The following is a 16,679-nucleotide window of genomic DNA, read 5'->3' as shown; positions in this document are numbered from 1 at the left end:
GCGCGACTCTTGCCGCGGCGATCCGCATAAATAGGGGGAGGGGGCCGCCTTCGGCAAGGTCTTGACGGCGGCGAAAAGTCTGTCACATGGAAGGCATGAGCATCCGGGACCTGATCGAACAGCGCCTGCGAGAGGCCTTTGCCCCGCAGAGCCTCGAAGTGATCGACGAATCCGAGCGGCACCGCGGACATGGCGGCTGGCGCGAGGGCGGCGAAACCCACTTCCGAATCCGCATGGTGGCGGACACGCTTGCCGGCCAAAGCCGCGTGGCGCGCCACAGGGCCGTCAACGATTGCCTGAAGCCCGCGTTCGACGCCGGTCTTCATGCGCTGGCAATCGAGGTGCGCACGCCCGACGAGCGCGACCCGCGCGGCGGCGGGCCGGCCTCTCTTTCCTGAATTCGCTTCCGCTTCGCCCGGTCAGCCGGGCTGCACCGTGGGGGCAGGGGCCTGCGCGGTCGCGGCTGCCTGACCGGCGAACACGGCCTTGACCGATCCGGCCACCTCCTTCGAGAGCGGCGTGATCTTCAGGCGCGTCACGCGGTTCTTCTCGCGCTTCAGCACCGTGAACCGGTAGCCGTGGAAGGTGAAGGCCTGCCGCTCTTCGGGGATCATGCGCGCCTCGTGAATCACCAGGCCGGCAATGGTGGTCGCCTCGTCGTCCGGCAGACGCCAGTCGACGGCGCGGTTGAGATCGCGGATCGGCACGCCGCCGTCGACGATGATCGAGCCGTCGGGCTGGGGGCGGACGCCCGCCAGTTCCACGTCGTGCTCGTCGGAAATCTCGCCGACGATCTCCTCCAGGATGTCTTCCAGCGTCACCAGGCCCATCACCTCGCCATACTCGTCGATGACGAGGGCGAAATGTGCCTTGCGCTTGAGGAAGGCGTTGAGCTGGTCCTGCAGGCTCGTCGTATCCGGCACGAACCAGGGCGGGGAGACGATCTGCTCAATGTCTATGCTCGAGGCGTCGCCGCCGGCCGCGGCGAGCGCACGCAGCAGGTCCTTGGCATGCAGGACGCCGATATAGTTGTCGGTCTGCCCGCGCCACAGCGGCAGTCGGGTGTGGGGGCTCGCCAGCGCGTCCTGGATCAGCCTGTCGACCGGCTCGTCCGCGTTCAGCGTGTTCATCTTGGTGCGGTGGACCATCACGTCCGACACTTCCAGATCGGCAAGATCGAGCAGGCCGCCGATGCGGTCGCGCTCCGCCTTGACGAGGCCGCCTTCCAGATGCTGCAGGTCGACGGTGCCGCGCAGCTCCTCGTGGGCCGAGAGCACGTTGCGGTTCTCCGACACATCGACGCCGAACAGACGGAGCAGGGCACGCACGATCATCTCGACGGCGCTGACGACCGGGCCGAAAACGATCACGACGACGCGGACCACCGGCGAGACGGCGATGGCGAAGCCGTCCGGATTGGAAATTGCCCAGGTCTTCGGCAGCACTTCGGAGAAGATCAGCACCAGGGCGGTCATCACCAGCGTGGCGTAGACGACGCCGGCATCGCCGAACAGGCTCAGCAGCACATTGGTGGCGAGCGCCGAGGCGAGAATGTTGACCAGGTTGTTGCCGAGCAGGAGCGCGCCGATCAGCCGTTCGCGGACCATGATCAGGCGGCTGACGACGGTGGCGCGCCGGTCGCCGGTCTTTTCGAGCTGCAGCATGCGCGCCCGCGAGGCGGCGGTCAGTGCGGTCTCGGAGCCCGAGAAGAAACCGGACATGACCAGCAGGACAATGATTGCGAGGATGGAAAGCCAGAGGCTTGCGTCGCTCATTCTGTTGTCGTCTCGCTCGTGTTGGCGTCGGGTTCGCGGCCGAAAGGGCCGCCGGCGATCAGGACCGGCTCGCCAGTTCGTCCGTCAGGAAGTCGCGCAGCGCTGCGGGATCGACACCGCGCTCGATGAAGGCGTCGCCGATGCCGCGAACCAGAATGAAGGTCAGAGCTCCGCGGCTCACCTTCTTGTCCTGCGCCATGATGTCGAGGAAGCTCTCGGCCGGCGGCATCTGTCCCGGGATATCGCTGATATGGGTGGGCAGGCCGACACTGGCAAGATGCGCAGCGACGCGATCGCGGTCCTGTGGCGGGCACAGGCCGAGGCGAACCGAGAAGTCGAAGGCGAGGCGCATGCCGATGGCGACACCCTCGCCATGAACGAGGCGCGTGCCGTCATAGGCGACGATGGCCTCCAGCGCATGGCCGAAAGTGTGGCCGAGATTGAGCAGCGCCCGGGCGCCCGTCTCGAACTCGTCTTCCGCGACGATGGCGGCCTTGGCGCGGCAGGAAACGGCAATGGCCTCCTCGCGCTCCGCCCCGCCGGCGAACACCGCGGCATGGTTTTCCTCCAGCCAGGCGAAAAAGCTCGCATCGCCGAGCAGGCCGTATTTGACGGTTTCGGCGTAGCCGGCGCGGAATTCGCGCAGCGGCAGCGTGTCCAGCGTCGCCGTGTCGGCCAGCACCAGTGCGGGCTGGTGGAAGGCGCCGATCAGGTTCTTGCCGTGGCGCACGTTGATACCGGTCTTGCCGCCGACGGAGGAATCCACCTGGGAGAGCAGTGTCGTCGGCATCTGGACGAAGGGCATACCGCGCCGGACGCTGGCCGCGACGAAGCCGGCAAGATCGCCGACCACTCCGCCGCCGAGCGCGACGATGGCGTCGTTGCGCTCCAGCCGGGCTTCCAGCACCCGGTCGCAGACCGTCTCGTAGACGCTGAAGCGCTTGCTCGCCTCGCCGGGTGGCAGCAGGATGGTGGCAAAGCCGACCCCGGCGGCCTCGAGCGAGGCCTGCAGGCGTTCCAGGTGATGCGTGGCGACCGTCTCGTCGCTGACGATGGCGACGCGGGACCGCGGCAGTCGCTCCGCAATGCGCGCGCCGGCGTCTTCCACCAGCCCGCGACCGATCAGGATGTCGTAGGAGCGTTCGCCGAGAGCGACCGGAACGCGCAACGGGGCCCCAGTCTCGGTCTCGGCCGTCGCGGTCTGGTGTGTCATGGGCGTGATGCTCCTTCAGCCTGGTCGCTCACGGCGGGAGCGAACCCGAAATGCGCTTCGAGCGCGGCAACGATGTCGGCGACCACGGCCTCATGCGGCACGTCGCGCGACTGGATGGTGAGTTCGGCTTCCGCATAGACCGGTTCGCGCTCCGCCAAAAGCCGGCGCATCACCCCCTCGGGATCCGGGTCGTTGAGCAGCGGCCGGTTCGGCTTGCGGCGCACCCGGTTCATCACCAGCGCGAAATCGGCCTTCAGCCAGATCGACAAACCCATCTCGCGCACTGCCGCGCGGGTCTCGGCGTTCATGTAGGCGCCGCCGCCGGTCGCCAGGATCTGCGGGCCGTTCTTCAGAAGGCGGGCGATGACCCGCTGCTCGCCGGCGCGGAAATAGGCTTCGCCATGCTGGGCGAAGATCTCCGGGATCGTCAGGTTCGCAGCCGCCTCGATCTCCGTGTCCGCATCGACGAACGGCAGAGAGAGGGTCTGGGCGAGGCGGCGGCCGACGCTCGACTTGCCGCAGCCCATGATCCCGACCAGCACGATGGAGCGCGTGCCAAGTCCGGTCACGAGGCGGGCGGCGCGCTCTTCCTCGACGAGATTCGGCAGGACGGACATGTGATGGCACTCTCCCCTTGTGACCCATCGCTTTGCCCTTGTCCTGCCTGCCTAGTCAAGTCCGCTTGCGGCGCCTCGTACCATCGGGCACTTGCATCGCGGACGGGGACTGGCCGATAAGGAACCCATCCGCTGGCCGTTCCACAGTCCGATACGACGCCGATGCCCACGATCTTCCGACTGCTGTTCGTCCTTCTGGTGCTGACCGGCGCGGTCGCCGGCACGGTCTTCGCGCTGGGCACATTCATCGAGCCGGAACCGCACGAGATCACGGTGCGCCTACCGATGGACGGCTTCGGCCGCTAGGTCGACGGGAGGACGGCATGGCCAGCGACGCGCTGCTGATCGAGAGCTTCCTGGAGATGTTGTCGGCCGAACGCGGCGCCGCAGACAACACGCTGGAAAGCTACCGCCGCGATCTCGACGACTTCGCCGGCTTCCTGGCCGCCCGCAAGGCTGCGGCGTCTACCGCGTCGCGCGAGGACGTCGCCGCCTATCTCTCCGACCTCACCCGGCGCGGCTATGCGGCGAGCTCGCAGGCCCGGCGCCTGTCCGCCCTGCGCCAGTTCTACCGGCATCTGTTTGCCGACGGGCTGCGGGCGGACGACCCGACGCGGACGATCTCTACCCCCAAGCGGCGGGCCGCCCTTCCGAAGGTGCTCGGCGAGGAGGAGGTCGACCGGTTGCTTGCCGCTGCGCGCGAGGCGAGCGAGGTCGAGGGCCTGTCCGCGGCCGCGCGGCTCAGGGCGCTGCGCATGCATGCCCTGCTGGAAGTGCTGTATGCGACGGGCCTGCGCGTCTCCGAACTGGTGTCCTTGCCGCTCTCGGCAGCCCTGCGCGACGAGCGGCTGATCGCAGTCACGGGCAAGGGCAACAAGGAGCGGCTGGTGCCGCTCGGCCCGGCGGCGCGCGAGGCGATGCGCGCCTATGTGGCGTGCCGGCGGGCGGAGGGCGTCTATCCGGCCAGCCGCTGGCTTTTTCCCTCGCATGGAGAGAGCGGGCATTTCACCCGCCAGGCTTTCGCCCGCGATCTCAAGGACCTTGCGGTGTCGGCTGGGCTCGATCCCTCAGCGCTCTCGCCGCATGTGCTGCGGCACGCCTTCGCCTCGCACCTGCTGCAGAACGGCGCGGATCTGCGCGTCGTGCAGCAGCTGCTCGGCCATGCCGACATCTCCACGACGCAGATCTACACCCACGTGCTCGACGAGCGGCTGGCGGCCCTTGTCGAAAATCACCACCCGTTGTCGCGGCGCGACTGACGTCTCAGCGCGGCATCAGCACCCACATGTCGAAGTCGAGAATGACGCTCGGGTCATAGGCCCCGTCCGGGCCGGCGAGCGGGAAGTCGTGACAGGGGCGGTCTTTCGTCGCGATCATCCGCAGGCGCAGGGCGCCGACATCGTGCCGGCCGGAAATCTCGGCCTTCTCCACCACCTGCGACCAGGCGAACACGGTCTCTCCGGCAAACAGCGGCGCGACATGGCGCCCGGCATTTATGCCGGCGATGTGGAAGGCATTGCCCAGCCCGTTGAAGGACAGCGCGCGTGCCAGCGAGATCACGTGGCCGCCATAGATCAGCCGCCGGCCGAAGCGGCCCTGGCCTTCCGTGAACTGGTTGAAATGGACCCGGGCGGTGTTCTGGTAGAGGCGCGTGGCGATCTGGTGCTCGGCCTCCTCGACGGTCATTCCGTCGACATGGTCGATGCGCTCGCCGACCTCGTAGTCGTCGAAGCGATGCGGGGAGCCGGCAAGCTCGTTGTCCCAGGCTTCGGCGTCGATCAGGGGGCAGGCATCGCCAAGAGCGTCCGGCGCGATCGCCTCGGGCAATTCCGGCACCACAGTCTCCGGCGCCGGGCTGGCGGGGTCGCGCTTGTTGACCATCACCCAGCGGACATAGTCCAGCACCTCGGTGCCGTCCTGATTGTAGCCGGTGGAGCGGACATAGACGACGCCGGTGCGCCCGTTCGAGTTCTCCTTGAGGCCGATCACCTCGGAGACCGCGGAGAGCGTGTCGCCGGCATAGACGGGGGCGAGGAAACGACCGCCGGCATAGCCGAGATTGGCGACCGCGTTGAGCGAGATGTCCGGGACGGTCTTGCCGAAGACGATGTGGAAGACCAGCAGGTCGTCGACCGGCGCTTCGGGATAGCGGATGCGCTCGGCGAAATCGTCGGAGGACTGCACCGCGAACCGAGAGCCGTAGAGAGCGTTGTAAAGGGAGATGTCGCCCCGGGTCACGGTGCGCGGCGTAGCGTGGCGCAGGACCTGGCCGATGCGGAAATCCTCGAAACAGTTGCCCGGGCTGGTCTTGGTGTTGCTCATGCCTTGTCCTCCCTATCCGCCTTTCGCGGTGCAATAAGACAGGCTGGACGGAGGCTGCGCAAGCACGACCTTGGGTGCGTGCGAGGCTCACGATCAGGTTGCCGGGGCGGCCGCAAGGGCTTAACAAGGCTGACGCTCCCGGAAGCCATGTTTCCGGCGCCGCAAAGCAGAGGGACCAGATCATGGCAGACGAGCAGCAGGAGCCGGGCGCCGGCAGGCCGGAAATCCTTCCCAATTTCCCGCGGGAGTTGCTGGCTGGATATCGCAGCTACCGTGAACATTCGCACAGGCCGCACCGTACCGATTACGAGCGCCTGGCAATCTACGGGCAGCAGCCCGAGGTGATGGTGATTTCGTGCTGCGACAGCCGCGTCACGCCGGAGGGCATCTTCGCTGCTGGACCGGGCGAGCTTTTCGTGGTGCGCAACGTCGCCAATCTTGTCCCGCCCTATGCGCCGGACAACGATTACCACTCGACCAGCGCGGCGCTCGAGTTCGCCGTTCAGGCTCTCAAGGTCCGGCATATCGTCGTGCTAGGCCACGGCCAGTGCGGCGGCGTCAAGGCGTTCCTGAACCAGGATGCGGTGCCGCTGTCGCCGGGCGACTTCATCGGCAAGTGGATGACGCTGCTCGAGCCGGCGGCCGAGTTCCAGTGCCTGAAGCTGGAGCGCGACGAGGATCCGCAGCTGGCGATGGAATATGCCGGCATTCGCCAGTCGCTGGTGAACCTGCGCAGTTTCCCTTGCGTGCAGATCCTGGAAGAGCGGGGGCGCCTTGCCCTGCACGGCGCCTGGTTCGACATCGGCTCAGGCGAATTGCGGGTGCTGGACCCGGCAAGCGAGCGCTTCGTCGCGGCGCCCACCATCTTCGCCTCCGGATTTGCATCCGGAGGCTGAGGGCCGCCTACTTCACGCCTTCCAGGTTCAGGCTGACGAGACGGCCGGTGTCCTTCGCCATATGCGGCAGGTAGGCCTGCGAATAGTCGTCTAGGCCGCTATGCTCCGTCGTGCGCCAGTCCCAGCGGCGGGTGGAGGAGAAGCCGACCTCGATCAGCGCCGCCGACAGGGTTTCCTCGTCGAAGACCATCTTGTGATAGTCGTACTGGTCGCGCTGGCCGCCGACCAGAAGGCCGAGAACCTGCGGCAGGGCTAAGTCGTTCGACGTGTCGAGATAGAGCTCGGCGGCCGCCCGGAAGTCCGGCACGGCGATCCGCAACACGCCGCCGGGAGCCAGCACGCGGCACCACTCGGCGAGCACGTCGCGGTACTCCTTGCGGCCGAAATGCTCCAGCACGTGGCAGGCATAGATCAGCTCGACGGTGCCGTCGGCGATGAAGGACAGGTCCTCGACCGGCCCGATGCGGTCGACATGCGGATAGTCGAGCGCATCGACATGGTAGAAGCCGGGAATGTGCTTCACGCCGCAGCCGAGGTGGAGTTTCTCGATTTTCATTGGGTGCTGCCCGTTCTGCCGTCGGCGCCGAGAGCGGCGCGGTTGTCCAAATACCAGCGGATCGTCTGCCGGATGCCGTCTTCGAGCGCCACGTGGGGGCGCCAGCCGAGCGCGTGTAGCCGTTCGGAGTCCATCAGCTTGCGCGGGGTGCCGTCCGGCTTGGTTGCGTCGAAGCGCAGCTCACCGGCGAAACCCGCCTCGCGGGCGATCAGCGTGGCGAGATCGCGGATCGAGACTTCCTGGCCGGAGCCCACGTTGATCGGCTCGTCGCCGTCATAAGTCTCGAGCAGGAAGACGATCGCATCGGCGAGGTCGTCGACATGCATGAACTCGCGCAGCGGTGTGCCGCTGCCCCAGATCTCCACCGCCTCGGCGCCGGTCTCGCGCGCCTCGACGAACTTGCGGATCAGGGCCGGCAAGACATGGCTGGTTGCGAGATCGAAATTGTCGTTCGGCCCGTAGAGGTTGGTCGGCATCGCCGAGACGTAGGACAGCCCGTGCTGGCGGCGATAGGCCTGGCACAGATAGACGCCGGCGATCTTTGCGATCGCGTACCACTGGTTGGTCGGCTCCAGCGCGCCCGTCATCAGCGCATCCTCGCGGATCGGCTGATCTGCGAACTTCGGATAGATGCAGGACGAGCCGAGGAAGACGAGGCGGCGGACGCCGTGATCGGCAGCGGCCGCGATCACGTTGGTCTGGATCTGCAGGTTGTCCTGCAGGAAGTCGACCGGCTGGCGGTCGTTGGCGAGAATGCCGCCGACACGCGCGGCCGCCAGGATCACCGCATCCGGCCGTTCGCTAGCGAAGAACCCTGCAACGGCGCGCTGGTCGGTCAGGTCCAGTTCCGCCCGGGTGCGGGTGATGATCTCGGCCTTTTCCCGCGCAAGGCGGCGACAGATCGCCGAGCCGACCATGCCGCGATGGCCGGCGACGAAGATCCGGCGCGCTGGGCCGGTGCTGCTCTCAGCGGTCATCGTCAGTCCTCGCGACCATAGGCGCGGCGGGCATGGCGTTCGACACGCAGCAGCTCGAGATCCGCATCGACCATCTCGTCGACCAGTTCGGTGAAGCCGGTCGTGTGGGTCCAGCCGAGCCGTTCGCGCGCCTTGGTCGGGTCGCCGAGCAGGAGGTCGACCTCGGTCGGCCGGAAATAGGCGGGGTCGATGGCGACAAGCGTCTCGCCGCTCGCCCGGTCGCGGCCGATCTCTTCTTCGTCCTTGCCGGACCAGACGATCTCTCGGCCGACGCGCGCAAAGGCGCGCTCGACGAACTCGCGGACCGTGTGGGTCTCGCCGGTCGCCAGCACATAGTCGTCCGGCTCCGGCTGCTGCAGGATGCGCCACATGCCTTCGGCATAGTCGCGGGCATGGCCCCAGTCGCGCCGTGCGTCGAGATTGCCGAGGTAGAGCTGCTTCTGCAGGCCGAGCTCGATGGCGGCGACCGCGCGGGTGATCTTGCGGGTGACGAAGGTCTCGCCGCGCAGCGGGCTCTCGTGATTGAACAGGATGCCGTTGCTGGCGTGGATGCCGTAGGCCTCGCGGTAGTTCACTGCGATCCAGTAGCCATAGAGCTTGGCGACGGCATAGGGAGAGCGCGGATAGAACGGCGTCGTTTCGCTCTGTGGCGTCTCGCGAACCTTGCCGTAAAGCTCGGAGGTGGAGGCCTGGTAGAAGCGGCAGGACTTCTCCATGCCGAGGATGCGCAGGGCCTCCAGCAGGCGCAACACGCCGGTCGCGTCGGCATTCGCCGTGTATTCCGGGGTCTCGAAGCTGACCATCACATGGCTCTGGGCGGCGAGATTGTAGATCTCGACCGGCTGGATCTCGGACACGAGGCGGATCAGCGAGGAGCTGTCGGTAAGGTCGCCGTAGTGAAGGAAGAAACGGCCGCCTTCCTCGTGCCGGTCGTGGATCAGGGGATCGATCCGGCCGGTGTTGAACGAGGAGGAGCGGCGCTTCAGACCATGCACCTCGTAGCCCTTGTCGAGCAGGATGCGGGCGAGATAGGCGCCGTCCTGGCCGGTCACGCCGGTGATGAGCGCGCGGGGTGCGGTCATGTGAAGTCCCTGTGCGGATGCCTGAAGAACGGGCTTGTCGGTCGTTCCTCCTACTGCACGCGAGGGACAAGGGCAACCGCCGCCGACTTCCCTTGCGGGATGTGCGGCGGCGGAAGGGCCCTGGCGATGAGCGCTATGGCGCGACGCGGTTGCGTCAGCCGCAATAGGCGAGCTTGTCCGGCTGGACCTTCAGAAGCGCGTCGCGCAGCTTGTCGAGCGCGCGGCTTTCGATCTGGCGAACGCGTTCCTTGGAGATGCCGAGCTTCTGGCCGAGCGCCTCGAGCGTCTCGCCTTCTTCGCTGAGCCGGCGCTCGCGGACGATGCGCAGCTCGCGTTCGCTCAAGACCCCGAGTGCGGTCTCCAGCCAGCGCGTACGCCGTTCGGTGTCGATGACGCCGCCGACGGTCTCCTCCGGCAAGGGGTCTTCGCTGACCAGGAAATCCTGACGGTCGGCGCCGGATCCGTCAACCTCGAGCACCGGTGCATTGAGCGAGGTGTCGGGGCCCGACAGCCGGGCACTCATGGTGGCCACGTCCTGCACCTTTACGCCCATCGTCTCGGCGATCTTCTCCACCAGCTCGTCTTCGCTGATGCGCGTCGTGCCGCTGGAGAGTTTCGCCCGCAGGCGGCGGAGGTTGAAGAAGAGGGCCTTCTGCGTCGACGAGGTGCCGCCGCGGACGATGGACCAGTTGCGCAGGATGTAGTCCTGGATCGAAGCGCGGATCCACCAGGTGGCGTAGGTGGAGAAGCGGACCTCGCGTTCCGGTTCGAACCGGGAGGCGGCTTCCAGCAGGCCGATATGACCTTCCTGGATGAGATCGCTCATCGACAGTCCGAAGTTTCGGTATTTCGCCGCCACTGCGATGACGAGGCGCATATGCGCCAGGCTGAGGCGGTCGAGCGCGGCCTGATCGCCCTGATCGCGCCAGGCGATGGCAAGCTGCTGTTCTTCTTCACGGCTGAGATAGGGCGCGTTCATCGCGGCCCTGACAATCTGACGCCGGTTGCCCGAAAGATAACTCACGGTGTGTCCCTCCGCGTCCCGCCTCCTGATCCGGAGGCCGGGCCCCAAGTGGCGATGCGGCCGCCACGTCGGTGCCCTGGTCTGCTATCGTCATATGATACGCTGCCACACCGATTTCGGTTCATCCTGCCGGCATCAGCGAGTGAAGCAGCGTGGGTTGGTCCAAGCATGACTCCTGCATACGATCAGGACCAATAGAAGTTCCTCGAGATCGCGATAAGTTTACCTGATTGGAGGTCGGCCTCATGGCGGCAGACTGCGCAAGACTGCGGGCCAAAAGAAAACGCCCGGCGCTGGGGAGCGCCGGGCGTCGAAGCATCGAACGGGTCCGTTGTCGCCATCAGGCGGCTTCGGTCTGTTCCCCGTCTTCGTCCTCGGTCGCAGCGGCGGCGGCCTTGCGGCTGGCCGACTTTGCGAGGTTCTGTTCGATCTGGCGGATCGCCTCGGTGTCCGAGCACTTGTTGACCGCAGCGATCTCACGCGACATGCGGTCGAGAGCGGCCTCGTAGAGCTGACGCTCGGAGTAGGACTGCTCGGGCTGGCTCTCGGACCGGTAGAGGTCGCGAACCACCTCGGCAATGGCGATCAGATCGCCGGAATTGATCTTCGCCTCGTATTCCTGGGCGCGGCGGCTCCACATGGTGCGCTTGACGCGCGGCCGGCCACGCACGGTCTCCAACGCCTTCTTCACGGCAGGAGCATCGGCCAGCTTGCGCATGCCAACGGATGCGATCTTCGCGACCGGGACGCGCAGCGTCATCTTGTCCTGCTCGAAATTGATCACCAGAAGTTCAAGCGCATATCCCGCGACATTCTGTTCCTCGATCGCGGTGATCTGTCCGACGCCATGGGCGGGATAGACAATGAACTCACCAGTCTTGAAACCCTGTCTCTGCGCGGTCTTCTTCATCGTTGTTGCCATACGCCTATGCTACTCCTGCGCAGTTGCGGCCAGAAGCCGGGGGCGGCGCGTGAAACGTCGCCCGTCCATGGAGAAAACGCACGTCCACCGAGCTTGTGGCTCGCCACAACCCGCCGGAGTTCGTTATTCGATGATCAGCCGACCGAACTCTGGTCCCGGATCAGTTCTAGGAGGGATGCCGCCCCCCTTCGCATGCGGCGAAGGGTTCGCAACCATAAGAAACCTCCGAGTGGGAGGGGGAGACCACTGGTTCGACTACTGAGGAAAAGACTATATCACAAAACTTGTGGATTTCAAAACGCGACCCGGCAGCCGGAAGATTCCGGCGCCGTCGTCGTCCGCAGTTGCTTGGCGCAGGCGTGCCTGGCCGGGCATTGGTCCATGTCAAGGGACACGGTACGCCCTTTGCGTCTCAGTCGCCCGAGCCCGGCTCCGGCGAGAAATAGGCCTCGAGCTTGTTCGGCTTGCCGTCGAACTCCTCGGCCTCGGGAAGCGCGTCCTTCTTGACCGTCAGGTTCGGCCACTTGGACGCGTATTCCGTGTTCAGCTCCAGCCACTTTTCGAGGCCCGGCTCGGTATCCGGCTTGATCGCATCCGCCGGGCATTCCGGCTCGCAGACACCGCAATCGATGCACTCGTCCGGGTGAATGACGAGCATGTTCTCGCCTTCATAGAAGCAGTCGACCGGACAGACTTCGACACAGTCGGTGTACTTGCACTTGATGCAGTTGTCCGTGACGATATAGGTCATCGCAATCCTCTCGCGGCGCCATTCCTGCCGCCGACCGGCGGGCAATGCCGCTGCCGTGTCGCGGCCCTTCAGATCGAGGCCCGGTCTCCGTTTCCGCGGAAGCAGTCCGATGCGGGGGTCCGGCTCCGGCCCCGACGCAAGGCCGGGAGGGCACCGGCCGGTGTGCGGGCGGTTCTTGCTGCCTGCGTACCGGGTTTGGCGATGGGCTTCAAGTTCGGAATATGTTGCCGATGATAGCTCCCGGAGAAGATTTTTCTCTCTGCCGGAAGCGGTGCGCGAGCGGACCATGTGTCGCAGGGCGATGCATGCAAGCGTCTGAGCCGGCTCAGGCCTTGTCCGTGAGCCGGTCGATCTGGCGCCGCTGGCGCTTGGTCGGGCGGCCGCTGCCGCGCTCGCGCCGGCCAGGCGCCGGACCATCGCGGCCGGCCGGAGCCGCCGTGGCAGCGCCCGGCGTGCCGGTGGCCTCCTCCGGGTCGTCGCCGTCTGCGGAAAGGGGCGCAAGATCCGGTGAGGGAGCCAGATCCTCATAGAGAAGGCGGGCTTCGGGTGCCGGCCCGCGCCGCGTGCCGGGCGCGACCACCTTCAGCACGAGGATCCGGTTTGCCACGGCGATGGTCAGGACGTCGCCGTGTCGGATCGCCTTGGCCGGTGCTTGGGCCTTGTCGCGGTTCACCCGCACATGGCCACCGTTCACCAGCTTTTGGGCAAGGCTGCGCGATTTCACGATCCGGGCAAACCAGAGCCACTTGTCGAGCCGCTGCGGCGTCATGTCCGCAGGCAGCGTGGTCGATCCGGTGGTCGTGGTGTCGCTCACCCTTGCCGCTATCCTCCGTCAGTCCCGAACGTCGCCGGTCAGGACCGTGGCTTCTTCTCCAGATCGGCCTTGAGGGCCGCCAGTTTCGCGAAGGGCGAATCCGGATCCATCTCGCGGGCCGGACGGTCCGGCCGGGCTCCGCGCGGACGCTGGTTGTCGGCGCGTGCGCCTTCGTTCCGACCCTTGCCTCCGCCGCCGCGCGGCTGGTCGGGGCGACCCTGTTGGCCCTGCTGGCGGTTGCCGCCCTTGCCGAAGCCGCGGCCCTTGGTCCGCTGCTTCTGGCCCTGTCCCTCGGTCGCTTCGCCGCCTGCCGCATCCTGACGCCGGCCACCGCGCTGGGCACCCTGAGGGCGCCGATCGCGCCGGCCGGGACGCCAGATCTCGATGGTGACGGTTTCCGTCGAAGCTTCGACCGCGGACGGCTCCGTTGCCGCTTCGTCCGCCATCGCGGCGGGGGCTTCAGTCGTGGTCTCGGTGGGGGCCTCGTCGGTCTCTGCCGTGTCCGTCTCGACCTCTGCCGGAGCCGCCGACTGCTCGTCTGCCGCAGGCGCTTCCGCCTCCGCCTCTGCCGGCGTCTCGGTTGCAGCAGCCTCCACTACAGGTGCTTCCGGCGCTGCAGCTTCCGCGGTCGGGGCGACCGGGCGGGTGACTTCACGGGTCTCGGAGCGATAGCCCAGCGATTTCAGCACGGCGGAGAAGTCCTCACCGGCACAGCCGAGCAGGGAGGTCATCGCCACCGTTACGGTGAAGCCGCCGCCTTCGGCAACCGCGCCCTCGGGCGGGGATACTTCCGCGTCCAGCGGCTTCCAGGCCAGAAGCGGGCGGATCAGGTCGGCCAGGCGCTCGAGAATGTCGATGCGCACGGCGCGCGGTCCGCAGACACGGAAGCCGACGACCTTGTACAGCGCCTTGGAAATCTCGGGATCGACCGTGATCGAGGTCCGGCCCGAGGCCGAAAGCTGCGGCAGCTCGGACAGGCCCGGCATGTCCGGCTCGCCATGCTTGAGCGCCCAGAGCTGGGCGATCAGGCGGCTCGGGGCCGGCTTCAGCAGCGCCGGCACGAAGATGTGGTAGGCACCGAAGCGCACGCCCAGGCGACGCAGCCCGGCGCGCATGGTCTGGTCCAGCTGGCGGACGTCCTCGGAAATCTCCGAGCGCTCCAGAATGCCGAGCGCTTCGACGAGACGGAACGCGATGCCGCGGGCAAGACCCTCGAGGCCCTCGCCGGTTTCCAGGTCGCGCAGCGGCTTCAGCACGGTGTCGATATGGGCGCGCAGCCACAGGACGAGGCGCGCCTCGACCTTTTCGCGGTCGGCGGCATCGAGGCTGTCCTCGCACAAAACGATGAGACCCGGGGTCAGCACCGTCTCGCCCGCGATCACGCGGCCGACGATCTCGCCCTGCCAGCGCAGAGCGCCATCGGAGGCAAGGGCGAAGTCCTCGTTTGCGGCACGCGAAAGCCGGTCGGCGCGCTGGGTGAGCTCACTCGCCAGGGCCTTCTGGGCAGCCGCACGCAGGGCCTTGACGTCAGGGCCATCGGCCGAGGGGTCCGGTGCAAAGCGGAAGCCCTGCAGTTGTCCGACATGCTGTCCTTCGACAAGCACGTCCCCTGCCGATGTAATTTCCGCTTCAAGCATCGCGTTCTCTCTCAGCCGTCGCATCAATACGCTCGTCCGCCGGTCGACGAAGCGCTGGGTGAGCCTGTCGTGCAATGCGTCGGACAGACGGTCTTCTACGCCGCGCGTCACGCCTTGCCAATGGGCGGGATCCGCAAGCCAGTCACCACGGTTGGCGACGAAGGTCCAGGTGCGGATATGTGCAATGCGGTTCGCCAGCGTGTCGATGTCGCCGTCGACCCGGTCGGCGAAGGCGACCTGGCGGGCAAACCAGTCGTCGGGAACGACCCCGTTGCGGGTCAGATGGGCATAGAGCCCGGCGATCAGGTCGGCATGGTTCGCCGGCGCGATCTTGCGGTAATCGGGGACCTGGCACACATCCCAGAGCAGGCGAACCCGCTCCGGCGTCGCCGCGACCCGGCGGATGGTCTCGTCGCGCAGGGCGTGGTCGAAAGCGGTTTCATCGGCCGAGGGCGGGGCCCGTGTCAGGCCCTGTTCGCGCGGGGGCTCGTCCAGCGTGCGGCGCAGGCTCTCGACGCTGGCGAAGTCGAGCGCGCGATTGCGCCACTGGAAAACCTTGAGCGCGTCGAAGCGGTGGCTTTCCAGCGCCTCCACCAGTTCCTCGTCGAAAGGATCGACCCGTCCGGTGACGCCGAACGTGCCGTCGCGGGTGTGGCGGCCGGCGCGTCCGCCGATCTGCCCCATCTCGGCAGGCGTCAGCATGCGGTACTGGTAGCCGTCGAACTTGCGGATGCCGGCGAAGGCGATGTGATCGACGTCGAGATTGAGGCCCATGCCGATCGCGTCGGTAGCGATCAAGTGCTCCACGTCGCCGTTCTGGAACAGTTCGACCTGGGCATTGCGGGTGCGCGGGCTGAGCGAGCCGAGAACGACGGCGGCGCCGCCGTGCTGGCGGCGAATCAGCTCGGCGATCGCATAGACCTCCGACGAGGAGAAGGCGACCACGGCCGAGCGTGCCGGCAGACGGGTGATCTTCTTCTGGCCCGAGTAGGCCAGGATCGACATGCGCGGGCGGGTGACCACGTTGAGGCCCGGCAGCAGGCGTTCGAGCAGCGGGCGCGCCGTCGCCGAGCCGAGAAGCAGCGTCTCCAGCGATCCGCGCATGTTGAGGATGCGGTCGGTGAAAACGTGACCGCGCTCCAGATCTCCGGCGAGCTGCACCTCATCGATGGCAACGAAATCCACGACGAGATCGAGCGGCATGGCCTCCACCGTCGACACCCAGTAGCGGGTATCGGCGGGGATGATCTTTTCCTCGCCCGTGACCAGCGCGACCTTGTCGGCGCCGACCCGCTCGACGATGCGGCCGTAGACCTCGCGCGCGAGCAGGCGCAGCGGCAGGCCGATGATGCCCGTTTCGCGCGCAATCATCCGCTCGATTGCGAGGTGGGTCTTGCCGGTGTTGGTCGGGCCGAGGACCGCCGTCACCGTACGGGCCCGCGCCTGCGGTGGCAGCGTGGTCCAGGTGGGGGCGGAAGAGCCCCCGGCCGAAAACGGCCTCGATTGTCCGGAATGAAGCATTGCCTGCAGCTGCGCTGTGCGATCCGTGCCACGGCGAAAATCGCCGAGATCCGTTGCTGAGTAGACCGCGCGGCGGGAAGGCGCCGGGGTCCGGATAAGTGTTGCGGTGGGAGCTTCAGGCGACCGCAAACCTGTGGGACAGAGAGGTAGCACAGACCGCGCGCGGCTGTCGCCTGCTGTTTTCGGATGGGGCGCGAGGGCGTGCGAATCGCATCCGGCCGCCCTCCCTGGCAGGCGCCGCAGGGGCTCCGAAATGGAGGCCGACAGGGGGACGAAAGAGGGTGAACAGAACGAGTCCTGAACAAAGCCGGACCGAATCGACGACTCGCGCTGATTCAGGTTTCGTTCCCTACGAGATGTTGTGTAAGAGCGCTGTGGCGGGACGAAATCGTGAATCCCCTCAAGGATTTGTGCCGGTCGATTCGGATCCGGTCGAATTTGCGCCGATTGGCCCAGGGCTTTCGATTTCGTTAATCGGAATATTAAAATTCGAAGGTATGAGTTTACCTCTCGACGAAACCGCGAACGAAGCCTGTCCGAATCGCTGACCGGTTATTGTTCCTGATATGTTC

Annotated in this window: 16 protein-coding genes; 4 read left to right on the top strand and 12 right to left on the bottom strand. The window is 66.7% G+C overall.

Going from position 1 to position 16,679, the window contains the following annotated elements; translation table 11 throughout:
- Positions 1-95 precede the first annotated feature (95 nt).
- Positions 96-398, top strand: coding sequence for a BolA family protein (locus tag BBX35_RS21570; protein WP_067224816.1), 303 nt, complete (start codon positions 96-98; stop codon positions 396-398).
- Between the two features lie 21 nt (positions 399-419).
- Here BBX35_RS21570 and BBX35_RS21565 read toward each other — a convergent pair whose 3' ends face one another.
- From BBX35_RS21565 to BBX35_RS21555, 3 genes are read right to left on the bottom strand one after another with little or no spacing between them, the layout of a single operon-like run.
- Entirely contained in the window at positions 420-1,775 is a 1,356-nt protein-coding gene (locus tag BBX35_RS21565) for an HlyC/CorC family transporter (RefSeq protein WP_067224474.1), read from the bottom strand.
- Between the two features lie 58 nt (positions 1,776-1,833).
- Complete coding sequence (aroB, locus tag BBX35_RS21560; protein ID WP_067224472.1) at positions 1,834-2,988, bottom strand: 3-dehydroquinate synthase; 1,155 nt, start codon at positions 2,986-2,988, stop codon at positions 1,834-1,836.
- Positions 2,985-3,605, bottom strand: a complete 621-nt coding sequence (locus tag BBX35_RS21555) for a shikimate kinase (RefSeq protein ID WP_067224470.1) — start codon at positions 3,603-3,605, stop codon at positions 2,985-2,987. The genes aroB and BBX35_RS21555 overlap by 4 nt, the downstream gene beginning before the upstream one ends.
- Before the next feature lie 162 nt (positions 3,606-3,767).
- Here BBX35_RS21555 and BBX35_RS23730 point away from each other — a divergent pair, with 162 nt between their 5' ends.
- On the top strand, positions 3,768-3,911 hold the full coding sequence (locus BBX35_RS23730; RefSeq protein WP_171900725.1) for a hypothetical protein: 144 nt from the start codon (positions 3,768-3,770) through the stop codon (positions 3,909-3,911).
- 17 nt (positions 3,912-3,928) lie between these two features.
- Complete coding sequence (gene xerD, locus BBX35_RS21550; protein ID WP_067224468.1) at positions 3,929-4,864, top strand: site-specific tyrosine recombinase XerD; 936 nt, start codon at positions 3,929-3,931, stop codon at positions 4,862-4,864.
- A 4-nt stretch (positions 4,865-4,868) separates the two neighbouring features.
- On the opposite strand, the gene BBX35_RS21545 is transcribed toward xerD, so the two are convergent.
- Positions 4,869-5,927 carry a MaoC family dehydratase gene (locus tag BBX35_RS21545; RefSeq protein WP_067224467.1) on the bottom strand — a complete coding sequence of 353 codons (1,059 nt, stop codon included), beginning with the start codon at positions 5,925-5,927 and terminating at the stop codon, positions 4,869-4,871.
- Positions 5,928-6,109: 182 nt separating this feature from the next.
- Between BBX35_RS21545 and BBX35_RS21540 the strand changes: the two genes are divergently transcribed.
- A complete protein-coding gene (locus BBX35_RS21540) occupies positions 6,110-6,823 on the top strand; it encodes a carbonic anhydrase (RefSeq protein ID WP_067224465.1) in 714 nt (237 codons plus the stop codon).
- Between the two features lie 7 nt (positions 6,824-6,830).
- Here BBX35_RS21540 and BBX35_RS21535 read toward each other — a convergent pair whose 3' ends face one another.
- The 8 genes from BBX35_RS21535 to BBX35_RS21500 all read right to left on the bottom strand — a co-directional run bounded on the left by BBX35_RS21535 (position 6,831) and on the right by BBX35_RS21500 (position 16,014).
- Positions 6,831-7,379 carry a class I SAM-dependent methyltransferase gene (locus BBX35_RS21535; RefSeq protein ID WP_067224463.1) on the bottom strand — a complete coding sequence of 183 codons (549 nt, stop codon included), beginning with the start codon at positions 7,377-7,379 and terminating at the stop codon, positions 6,831-6,833.
- Positions 7,376-8,356, bottom strand: a complete 981-nt coding sequence (locus tag BBX35_RS21530; RefSeq protein WP_067224462.1) for a GDP-L-fucose synthase family protein — start codon at positions 8,354-8,356, stop codon at positions 7,376-7,378. The genes BBX35_RS21535 and BBX35_RS21530 overlap by 4 nt, the downstream gene beginning before the upstream one ends.
- A 2-nt stretch (positions 8,357-8,358) precedes the next feature.
- Entirely contained in the window at positions 8,359-9,438 is a 1,080-nt protein-coding gene (gmd, locus tag BBX35_RS21525; protein WP_067224460.1) for a GDP-mannose 4,6-dehydratase, read from the bottom strand.
- Between the two features lie 154 nt (positions 9,439-9,592).
- Positions 9,593-10,462 carry an RNA polymerase factor sigma-32 gene (locus BBX35_RS21520; protein ID WP_083206513.1) on the bottom strand — a complete coding sequence of 290 codons (870 nt, stop codon included), beginning with the start codon at positions 10,460-10,462 and terminating at the stop codon, positions 9,593-9,595.
- A gap of 340 nt (positions 10,463-10,802) precedes the next feature.
- Positions 10,803-11,384: a CarD family transcriptional regulator gene (locus BBX35_RS21515; RefSeq protein ID WP_067224457.1), complete on the bottom strand. Its 582-nt coding sequence runs from the start codon at positions 11,382-11,384 to the stop codon at positions 10,803-10,805.
- Positions 11,385-11,796: 412 nt separating this feature from the next.
- Positions 11,797-12,135, bottom strand: coding sequence for a ferredoxin FdxA (gene fdxA / locus BBX35_RS21510; RefSeq protein ID WP_067224455.1), 339 nt, complete (start codon positions 12,133-12,135; stop codon positions 11,797-11,799).
- 325 nt (positions 12,136-12,460) lie between these two features.
- Entirely contained in the window at positions 12,461-12,904 is a 444-nt protein-coding gene (locus BBX35_RS21505; protein WP_067224814.1) for an RNA-binding S4 domain-containing protein, read from the bottom strand.
- A gap of 83 nt (positions 12,905-12,987) precedes the next feature.
- Positions 12,988-16,014, bottom strand: a complete 3,027-nt coding sequence (locus BBX35_RS21500; RefSeq protein WP_067224453.1) for a helicase-related protein — start codon at positions 16,012-16,014, stop codon at positions 12,988-12,990.
- Between the last annotated feature and the right edge of the window lie 665 nt (positions 16,015-16,679).

It is taken from the genome of Stappia indica (assembly GCF_001696535.1).
Taxonomy (GTDB): domain Bacteria; phylum Pseudomonadota; class Alphaproteobacteria; order Rhizobiales; family Stappiaceae; genus Stappia; species Stappia indica.
The sequence above is the reverse complement of the archived record's forward strand: the minus strand, read 5'-3'. Positions and strand labels throughout refer to the sequence as shown.

Bases quoted from the DNA above. Each gene is read 5' to 3' on its own strand.
- BBX35_RS21505 (WP_067224814.1), bottom strand. From the start codon at position 12,904: ATGACGCCGCAGCGGCTCGACAAGTGGCTCTGGTTTGCCCGGATCGTG.
- gmd (WP_067224460.1), bottom strand. From the start codon at position 9,438: ATGACCGCACCCCGCGCGCTCATCACCGGCGTGACCGGCCAGGACGGC.
- BBX35_RS21540 (WP_067224465.1), top strand. From the start codon at position 6,110: ATGGCAGACGAGCAGCAGGAGCCGGGCGCCGGCAGGCCGGAAATCCTT.
- xerD (WP_067224468.1), top strand. From the start codon at position 3,929: ATGGCCAGCGACGCGCTGCTGATCGAGAGCTTCCTGGAGATGTTGTCG.
- BBX35_RS23730 (WP_171900725.1), top strand. From the start codon at position 3,768: ATGCCCACGATCTTCCGACTGCTGTTCGTCCTTCTGGTGCTGACCGGC.
- aroB (WP_067224472.1), bottom strand. From the start codon at position 2,988: ATGACACACCAGACCGCGACGGCCGAGACCGAGACTGGGGCCCCGTTG.
- BBX35_RS21535 (WP_067224463.1), bottom strand. From the start codon at position 7,379: ATGAAAATCGAGAAACTCCACCTCGGCTGCGGCGTGAAGCACATTCCC.
- fdxA (WP_067224455.1), bottom strand. From the start codon at position 12,135: ATGACCTATATCGTCACGGACAACTGCATCAAGTGCAAGTACACCGAC.
- BBX35_RS21515 (WP_067224457.1), bottom strand. From the start codon at position 11,384: ATGGCAACAACGATGAAGAAGACCGCGCAGAGACAGGGTTTCAAGACT.
- BBX35_RS21530 (WP_067224462.1), bottom strand. From the start codon at position 8,356: ATGACCGCTGAGAGCAGCACCGGCCCAGCGCGCCGGATCTTCGTCGCC.
- BBX35_RS21545 (WP_067224467.1), bottom strand. From the start codon at position 5,927: ATGAGCAACACCAAGACCAGCCCGGGCAACTGTTTCGAGGATTTCCGC.
- BBX35_RS21570 (WP_067224816.1), top strand. From the start codon at position 96: ATGAGCATCCGGGACCTGATCGAACAGCGCCTGCGAGAGGCCTTTGCC.
- BBX35_RS21555 (WP_067224470.1), bottom strand. From the start codon at position 3,605: ATGTCCGTCCTGCCGAATCTCGTCGAGGAAGAGCGCGCCGCCCGCCTC.
- BBX35_RS21565 (WP_067224474.1), bottom strand. From the start codon at position 1,775: ATGAGCGACGCAAGCCTCTGGCTTTCCATCCTCGCAATCATTGTCCTG.